Annotated in this window: 8 protein-coding genes and 1 pseudogene; 6 read left to right on the top strand and 3 right to left on the bottom strand. The window is 44.1% G+C overall.

Annotation, left to right across the window (positions count from 1 at the left end; genetic code table 11):
* Nucleotides 1–290 (top strand): annotated as a pseudogene (locus tag FOR85_RS12185) (hypothetical protein); the annotation flags it as partial.
* 147 nt (nucleotides 291–437) lie between these two features.
* Here the strand turns inward: FOR85_RS12185 and phoR are convergent.
* Both phoR and phoB read right to left on the bottom strand, forming a co-directional pair.
* Complete coding sequence (gene phoR / locus FOR85_RS12190) at nucleotides 438–1562, bottom strand: phosphate regulon sensor histidine kinase PhoR (protein ID WP_068408336.1); 1125 nt, start codon at nucleotides 1560–1562, stop codon at nucleotides 438–440.
* Between the two features lie 15 nt (nucleotides 1563–1577).
* Nucleotides 1578–2276, bottom strand: a complete 699-nt coding sequence (gene phoB, locus FOR85_RS12195) for a phosphate regulon transcriptional regulator PhoB (protein WP_144298129.1) — start codon at nucleotides 2274–2276, stop codon at nucleotides 1578–1580.
* 477 nt (nucleotides 2277–2753) lie between these two features.
* On the opposite strand from phoB, the gene pstS reads away from it, so the two are divergent.
* From pstS to phoU, 5 genes are all read left to right on the top strand, one after another.
* Complete coding sequence (pstS, locus tag FOR85_RS12200) at nucleotides 2754–3914, top strand: phosphate ABC transporter substrate-binding protein PstS (RefSeq protein WP_068408340.1); 1161 nt, start codon at nucleotides 2754–2756, stop codon at nucleotides 3912–3914.
* 281 nt (nucleotides 3915–4195) lie between these two features.
* Entirely contained in the window at nucleotides 4196–5146 is a 951-nt protein-coding gene (gene pstC, locus FOR85_RS12205; RefSeq protein WP_144298130.1) for a phosphate ABC transporter permease subunit PstC, read from the top strand.
* Between the two features lie 107 nt (nucleotides 5147–5253).
* Entirely contained in the window at nucleotides 5254–6168 is a 915-nt protein-coding gene (pstA, locus tag FOR85_RS12210; RefSeq protein WP_144298131.1) for a phosphate ABC transporter permease PstA, read from the top strand.
* A gap of 212 nt (nucleotides 6169–6380) precedes the next feature.
* The gene (gene pstB, locus FOR85_RS12215; protein ID WP_082894397.1) at nucleotides 6381–7160 is read left to right on the top strand and encodes a phosphate ABC transporter ATP-binding protein PstB; all 780 of its coding nucleotides are present in this window, start codon (nucleotides 6381–6383) and stop codon (nucleotides 7158–7160) included.
* 102 nt (nucleotides 7161–7262) lie between these two features.
* Nucleotides 7263–7994 (top strand): phosphate signaling complex protein PhoU, encoded by a 732-nt coding sequence (gene phoU, locus FOR85_RS12220; protein WP_144298132.1) that lies wholly within the window; start codon nucleotides 7263–7265, stop codon nucleotides 7992–7994.
* A gap of 320 nt (nucleotides 7995–8314) precedes the next feature.
* Here phoU and FOR85_RS12225 read toward each other — a convergent pair whose 3' ends face one another.
* Entirely contained in the window at nucleotides 8315–8932 is a 618-nt protein-coding gene (locus tag FOR85_RS12225; protein WP_068408350.1) for a DUF411 domain-containing protein, read from the bottom strand.
* Between the last annotated feature and the right edge of the window lie 127 nt (nucleotides 8933–9059).

Consider the following 9059-nt stretch of genomic DNA (forward strand, 5'->3'; position numbering starts at 1 on the left):
GGTTGTTAACTCATGAAGACTATCTTAATGAGCGTAGTACCAATGACGATACTGGTAGAAGTTGGTACACTCACAAACGTCTTAGAAGTGCTTATCGCAGCCTCAGAACCAATAGCGATTGGCTATTTACTTACCAAGAATATCAGCACTTAGACATACCAAATACCACCAATTCTCTTGAAGGGTTATTCAGTGAGTTAAAGCGACAATTACACAGTCATCACGGTCTAAGTGAGCAGCGTAAGTTGCGGTTTATTAAAGACTTTTTAGGGTCAAAGTCACTCAAATAGCATGAATTATGTCCATTAGCGACTACCTTCTACTTTTTAGCATGAATTTTGTCCATTACACCTAAATTATCATAATCGCTATGTTGAATTGACCGAGGAAGGTAAACGACAATAAACCTAAAGGCTAAAAGCTAAAAGGTAAGAAACTCAATCTATAACAGCTGAACGAATATGAGCAGGAGGAAATACGGCGCTAAAGGTTGAGCCTTTGCCTTCTGTCGATGCGATTTGCAGGGTTGTGTCGTATTGATATAACACATGCTTGACTATTGCTAGCCCCAGCCCTGTGCCGCCTGTTTCCCGACTACGCCCGCTGTCTACTCGGTAAAAACGCTCGGTCAATCGCGCGACATGCTCGGGCGCAATACCAATACCATTATCGGTGACGGCAAAGCGACAGCCTTCTGCCACTTTTGCCCAACTGATAACAATATTGCCGCCTTTTGGCGTATATTTAATGGCATTGATGACCAAATTGGACAACGCACTGTTCAAATACATCTCCGAGCCGTAGAGACCATCATAGGTATCTATCTGCAGGTGCAGCGTATGGCCGTATTCTTGATTATACGCTTGCGCGTCGTCATAGACATGGGTGAGCAGCTTAGTCATATCAATATAATGCAGCTCATGCGTCTCTTCGATTTCAATTCGTGATAGCAATAATAAGTCATTGACCACCCTATTCATACGCGCAGTCTGCTGCGTCATTAGCTCAAACCCGCGTCGCCATTGCCGCGGCATCTCTTCTTGATCAGAAAAATTCTCCAGATAGCCCATCAGTACGGTGAGTGGTGTTCGCAATTCATGCGAGACATTGGCCACAAAGTCGCGGCGCATTTGCTCTAAGTGTTGTAAGCGGGTCACATCATAAATAATCAGCAGCTTTTCATCGCCAAAAGGTGTGAGCTCACATTTAAGATAACGGTTAGGGTCACGCCATGACTTCATGTGTACGCCATCATTGGGCGTGATCTTATTCTGATAGTACTGATGAAACTCAGGGACATTAATAAAGTCAAAAATACTTTTGCCATGGTCCGCTGACTGTAGCAATAATAAATCTTCGGCGGCCTGATTCCACCACTCCAAACCATCGTCACCATTGAGCAAGATAACCGCATCTCGCAATGCGCGTAAGGCACTTCTGATTTTTTGAAGCTGATCGGTAGAATTTTGCTGCAAGATTTGATGGTCCTGTTGTTTTTTACTTTGTTGCACTGTATCTGACTTGGCGTTTTCTGGTTGGGCGTTTTCTTCAAGCACTGTCATGCATACCTCTCATTTTTATTGAGCCAAACTAGAAAATCGATAACCTGTTCCACGAACCGTTTGAATCAAGGTACTACAATCGTAAGGCTGGAGCAGTTTACGTAAACGCCTGATATGTACATCAATCGTGCGATCTTCGATATAGACATTACCGCCCCAGACCTGATCGAGCAATTGAGTGCGGGTATAAGCGCGCTCTGGATGACTCATAAAAAACGCCAGTAATCGATATTCTGTCGGCCCGATATCGATGACTCGATTGTCAGCGGTAATGCGTTGGCTTTTGGGATCGAGACTAAGCTTGCCTATTTCGATCGGCTTATCACTACTAAGCGCACGACCACGGCGTAATACCGCTTTGATTCTTGAAATCAATTCACGCGTTGAAAATGGCTTGGTCATATAGTCATCAGCGCCCGCGTCAAGCCCATGAACCTTGCTATCCTCTTCACTTTTGGCCGTCAGCATAATTACTGGTATCTCGCCCAACATCTCATCGCTTTTGAGCATGCGGCAAAAATCAATACCGCTTTTATCACCCGGTAACATCCAATCGAGCAAAATCAGCGCGGGTCTGTGATCGACCACTTGCTGATGCGCCTCTGCCACGTCAGCCGCTTCTAAACTCTCAAAGCCCGCCATCTCTAGCGTCATTACCACCATCTCACGAATTGCAGGTTCATCTTCTACAATCAAAATCTGCTCACTGCGCATACCATAGCCTTATTATTAAATGACAAAGTTAAAAGACAAAAACCTAGAAATAAATAAAACAATATTAGGCGCCAGCATTAGCTGCCAATGCCTGCCCATTAAACGGCTTAATTATGACAGTTTAATGACATTGAGTTTGAAATCCGCTTTTACGAAAACGCCTGCCCACATCATAACGATTTTTGCACAAGATATCAGCCGCCATTAGCACTAACTTTGCCCTTTATCACACGTCTATTCTAATTAAATGACTTTTTTCATAAAAATGTCTTATTTCATCAAACTGTCATATTTGCGCGGCACAATGGGCTCATCGACCACCAAGCGTCTTTGCAATAAATCATTTTTAATAAAGCGTTATGAACAAAGCAGTATGAATAAAGCACCATTTATAAAACATCGAAATCAGCTCTGTTATTTATAAATATCCAATACTCAACTATGTTTACTTAATATCATTACTTTTTAGGAGAAATAATGCGTTATTCATTAATAGCTTTAGCCGTCGCGAGTACCTTAACCTTAGCTGCTTGTAATAAAAACTCCAATAGCAATGAAAGCAACGAGCCCGCTACTTCGGCGCAATCAACTACCGCTACTACCGACACCGCAAACGTTACGTCGTCAACCGCTAAATCAGCTGACAATGTATCAATGAATATCACCGGCGCAGGCGCTTCTTTCCCGCAGCCTATCTATGCTAAATGGTCAGATGCCTATCATAAAGCAACTGGCGGTCAAGTGAACTATCAGTCGATTGGTTCATCGGGCGGTATCAAACAAATCGTCGCAAAAACGGTGGATTTTGGCGCGTCCGATGCGCCGATGACGCCAGCGGAATTAGAGGAAGCCGGTCTGATTCAATTCCCGACCGTTATCGGCGGCGTGGTACCTATCGTCAATATCGATGGCGTTGCGCCTGGTCAATTGAAGCTCGATGGAAAAATGCTCGCTGACATCTATCTTGGTAAAATCAGCAAATGGGATGACCCTGCCATCAAAGCTATGAATCCTGACTTAAGCCTTCCTGACGCCGCCATTACCACAGTGTTCCGCTCAGACGGTTCGGGCACAACCTTTAACTTTACCGATTATTTAGCCAAAGTTTCAAACGACTGGAAAGACAGCGTTGGCGTCGATAAAACCGTGAAATGGCCAACCTCGGCAACCGGTGCGGGCGGTAAAGGTAACGAAGGCGTGTCAAGCTATGTGACGCGTATGAAAAACTCTATCGGCTACGTTGAATACGCTTATGCTAAGCAAAACAGCATGGCACACGTTGCTCTAAAAAATGCCGCTGGCAACGTCGTGCAACCATCTGCGCAGACATTCGCCGCCGCTGGTGACATCGATTGGTCAAAGCAAGAAGGCTTTTATAAAGTCATCACCAACTCTGAGACCGATCAAGCATGGCCTATCGCTGCTGCGACCTTTATCTTAGTCCATAAACAACCGCAAGATGCCAAACAAGTGGCAGGTGTCCTTAACTTCTTTGACTGGGCTTATGCTCAAGGCGATGATGACGCGATGAGTCTTGATTATGTGCCTTTTTCAGATACGGCCGTGGCTTTATTTAAGGCGAAATGGAACGAGGTGGTAGACAGCGAAGGTAAGCCTGTCTATACCTCAGCACAGTAGCTCGAAGCTTTTTAATTCGAAGCTTATTAATTCGAGAAGAAGCCAGTCGAGAATAAGCTAACTAATGCCATCAAGCAAATACTGAAAAGCGCGTTTGCTTGGTGACGTCTTAGCCGTAGTGAACTTAAGATTCGGTCGTTAGATGATACAGTTTATTACGGTAAGACGCTAAAGCTAAAACCCCTAAGGTTTTTTACAATCAAGCTTTCACACTAGCAAGCGTTAACACAGTTAATCATTAACATAATGAAAAGTTAGAGCGATAAACAACAGAGGCTTTTATGGCAGACCTAAAATCCCAACTGGCAAAACAAAAACGCTTTGACGCAGTTTTTGTTAATGCCACTAAAGCATTTGCAATCTTGGTGCTCTTGTCGCTTGGCGGCATCATGCTGTCATTGATTGTCGGTGCATGGCCAAGTATCTCTGAGTTCGGTTTGGGATTTTATACCAGTAATAACTGGGATACGGTGAACGATCAATACGGTGCGCTTGCACCCATTTACGGTACGGTGGTCACTTCACTCATCGCTATCTGTATTGCCGTACCAGTCAGCTTTGGGATTGCTATCTTTTTAACGGAACTTTGTCCCAATTTTTTGAAAAAGCCATTGGGTATTGCTATCGAGCTGCTGGCAGGCATTCCTTCTATCATCTATGGCATGTGGGGCTTGTTTGTCTTTGCACCGTTTTTTGGTGATCACATTCAGCCTTGGTTTATTGAAAATATTGGTCCCCTACCTATCATTGGCAAGGTTTTTACCGGTGCGCCGATGGGACTGGGTATGTTTACCGCCTCGTTAATACTGGCAATTATGATTATTCCCTTTATCGCTGCCACCATGCGCGATGTTTTCTCTGTGGTGCCAGACCTGCTAAAAGAGTCCGCGTACGGCATGGGCGCAACCACGTGGGAGGTGATGTTTAAAATCATCTTACCTTATACCAAAGCAGGTGTGGTTGGTGGCGTGATTTTGGGACTGGGTCGAGCGCTTGGCGAGACGATGGCCGTTACCTTCTTGATTGGTAATGCCTTTAATATCAGCCCAAGTCTATTCACCTCTGGAGTGACCATCACTTCAGCGCTGGCCAACGAGTTTGCCGAAGCGTCAAGTGAGCTGCATCTCGCGTCATTATTACATTTAGGGTTAATCCTGTTTGTCATTACCTTTATCGTTTTATCAATATCTAAACTCATGCTCATGCGTATTGACCAAAAAGCAGGTAATTAAACATACTATTTTAAAAGCCAACAAAACCAATCAAATCAAAACAAGCCTAAACAAACTAAAACACGCTATTTGCCGCCATTATTTGACTCAAGAAGGACAAACACTTCATGACTTTCGCACCAGTCACCACTCAAACTGCCGAACCAAACCAGCCTTCTGTACGCTTTGAAGACCGCTACAACAAGCGTCTTTATAACAAGCGCCGTTTTATCAATAGATTGGGACTTGGTTTTGCTTTATCAGCGCTTGTATTTGGTTTGGTTTGGCTGATTTGGATTTTGATGACGTTGTTTGTTGAAGGCATGCAAGGTTTAATCGAGATGCCTGTCTTTATGGCAGATACCCCGCCACCGATGGGCGAAGGTGGTCTACGTAATGCCATTGTTGGCTCAGCAATGTTGGCTTTTTCGGGCTTAGCGATTGGTGCGCCAATCGGCATGATGGCGGGCATTTATTTAGCAGAATTTTCACAGGGCAGTATGTTGGGTAAAGTCACCCGATTTTTAAATGATATTTTATTGTCTGCCCCATCCATTGTGATTGGTTTGTTTATTTATGCCTTGATGGTCAAAGGACAGAGCTTTTCGGGTTGGGCTGGTGCATTAGCGTTGGCGCTAATTGTGATTCCTATTGTCGTGCGTACGACGGAAAACATGCTAAACCTTGTACCTAATACACTGCGCGAAGCGGCTTATGCATTGGGTACGCCAAAATGGAAGCTGGTCAGTACCGTGACCCTGAAGGCTGCCAAAGCCGGTCTGACTACCGGTGTGCTGCTCGCTTTTGCTCGTATTACCGGTGAGACCGCGCCCTTGCTATTCACTGCGCTAAACAACCAATACTTTAGTACCGATATGAGTGAGCCAATGGCCAACTTACCCAACACGATTTATCAGTTTGCGATGAGCCCTTATGATAACTGGCATGCACTGGCTTGGGCGGCGGCGCTACTCATTACCGCGACAGTATTATTCTTAAATATTGCGGCGCGCTTTATCGGTGGCAAAGACCATAGCAGATAATTCAAGGCTAACAGAAGTACAGCTAATAGTAAAAAACACCCCCATTTAATAAAACTTTAAAACAGATGGATACCATTATGACTGATTTATTAGAGAGAAAAGCGACTAAGCCGATGACAGATACCAGCAGCAAACGCCGTTTACTGGATGACGCTATGTTTAACAATGGTCAGCATAAACAGCCAGATATTGCCCATCTTATCAAGCAAACCATGGCGGACATGCCCGACAATATGCCGCCTGCCAAGATTACCATTCGCGATTTAGACTTTTATTATGGCGATTTTCAAGCATTAAAAAACATCAATATCGATATTCCAGAAAAAAAGGTCACCGCTTTTATTGGTCCCTCAGGCTGCGGTAAATCAACGCTGCTACGTACCTTTAACCGTATGTATGACTTGTATCCGAGTATGCATGCTGAAGGTCAAATTACCCTTGATGGCCAAAATATTTTGGCCAAAGACATGGATGTCAATTTGCTGCGTGCGCGTGTCGGTATGGTTTTTCAAAAACCTACACCCTTCCCGATGTCCATTTATGACAACGTCGCATTTGGCGTCCGTCTCTATGAAAAGCTCAGCAAAGCAGAGATGGATGAACGTGTCGAGTGGGCACTCAAAAAGGCGGCGTTATGGCTGGAAGTCAAAGATAAACTCAAAGCGTCAGGATTGTCATTATCTGGCGGTCAACAGCAGCGACTTTGTATTGCCCGCGGAGTAGCAACGAAACCTGAAGTCTTGCTATTAGATGAGCCAACGTCAGCGCTTGACCCCATCTCTACTGGCGCGATTGAAGATTTGATTACCGATTTAAAAAACGACTATACCATTGCTATCGTCACCCACAATATGCAGCAGGCCGCGCGCGTCTCCGACTACACCGCTTATATGTATTTGGGGGACATGGTAGAAATGGGGGAAACAGATCAAATATTCACCAACCCAGCACAAAAAGCGACTGAAGATTATATTACCGGTCGTTATGGCTAAGTCGCTGTTCGCTTAAAGCAATCATTTCTAGCAGTCATTTATCACGCTACTCATTTTGGCAATATTTTTATGAGCAACACCAATACGATTAAGGAAGCAAGCATGACGATAACGGCAAAGCATTTATCAAAGAGTTTTGATAATGACTTACATGACGTGATTGAGCTGTTTATGCAAATGGGTCACATGGCAGCAGAGCAAGTCATGGTTGCGACACGCGCCTTGATAGCTGCAGATGAGGCGACCGCGAAAAAAGTGATTGAAGATGATCATCTGATCAATCAGCTAGAGATTAAAATCGATGAGCAAATCATTTTGTTGGTCGCCAAACGCCAACCAGCTGCCAATGATTTGCGTTTAGTCATGGCGCTTAGTAAAGGCATTGTTGATTTTGAGCGTGTCGGTGACGAAGCAGAAAAAATTGCCCGTATGGCCTGCAAATTGATTAAAGATGGTGCATCTCCAAGAGGCTATTCAGAGGTTCAGCATTTATCCAATCAGGTGCGCCTGATGCTGCTTGATGCGATTGACGCCTTTTCGCATATGAATCCGCAGCAAGCGTTTTCGGTATTGCAAAGCGATACCGCGGTCAATGAAGAGTACCAATCTGCCACTCGAGCCTTGATGACCTATATTATGGAAGACAGCCGCCATGTGTCCAAAGTGATTAACATACTTTGGGTATTACGCGCCTTAGAACGGGTGGGCGATCATGCTCGCAACATTGCTGAGCTGGTTATTTTTTGCACCAGCGGCAAAGATGTGCGGCATACAGATTTTATGCAAGTTGAACAAATCGTCCAACAAACGACTGATGCTAGCCGGTATGAGTAACAATATTAATAAATAGACAAAAAAATTTTCTCAATTAACCCCTCTTCAAAGTCTTTACATATACTTAGTTATACATCTTTCTTAAGCACCGTTACTTGTATTAAAAACAGTTTATGCCTATCTTTTCTAGTCAAGAGTTTGCCACGCTCTCATACTTATTCAAAAAAGCCATTATAGGCCTCATAAATAGAGATCTATAATGGTTTAATCCTATCTTTTCTCAGGTGGTATAAGAATTTTCTGATGTAAATACTTTCTCTTTACATAATTTCCTTATTATTAATAAGTTAGCGATGGACAGTAAAAATCATCCTTTTCAGCTATAACTGGGCATTGGCGCTATCAACCTCAGCATATACCGCTGTGCTACCGTCTTTGTTGATTTGCATCACTTGATAAGGTGAAAATTTATTTTGGTACTCCATCCCGGGGCTACCCATTGGCATACCGGGTACGGCAAGACCAATAGCCTCGCTTGGCGGATTGGCTAAAAACTGGGCTATATACTTGGCAGGCACATGACCTTCGAATACATAACCGTCGCTCGTGACCGCCGTGTGACAAGAGCGCATATTGCTCGGGACACCATAGCGTTCTTTAAAAACTGCTAAGTCGGCGACATCTTGTCCCGCCGCAGTCATACCGTGATGTTCGGCATGGCTAATCCACTCCTTACAGCAGCCACAATTGGCATCTTTATAAACCGTCGCAGAGACGTTTCTCAGCGCATCACTGTTACTGCTAGAGCTCGTCGACTCAGTTTTAGACGTTTGGACTTTTGAATTCTGGCTGTCTGTTGCCGTCTCTACAGGCGCTGTGGTTGCAGCAGTGGTATTGGTGTCGTTACAAGCAAATAACGACGATGTCACTGTCAGTAGGATAAGCGCACCAAACAATTTATGCTGCTTAAAAGTTAAGTTATGGTTATCAGGTTTCATACATACCCTCTCGTCATTTATTGTTTAATGTCGCATGTGATATTTATAACTTAGATTAACACACCAAGTGCAACGCTTAATTAATATTATAGAACGCCTGCATAGGCGTTTTAAACCCTAATCGTTT

Source organism: Psychrobacter sp. YGAH215 (genome assembly GCF_007280595.1).
Classification (GTDB): Bacteria; Pseudomonadota; Gammaproteobacteria; order Pseudomonadales; family Moraxellaceae; genus Psychrobacter; species Psychrobacter faecalis.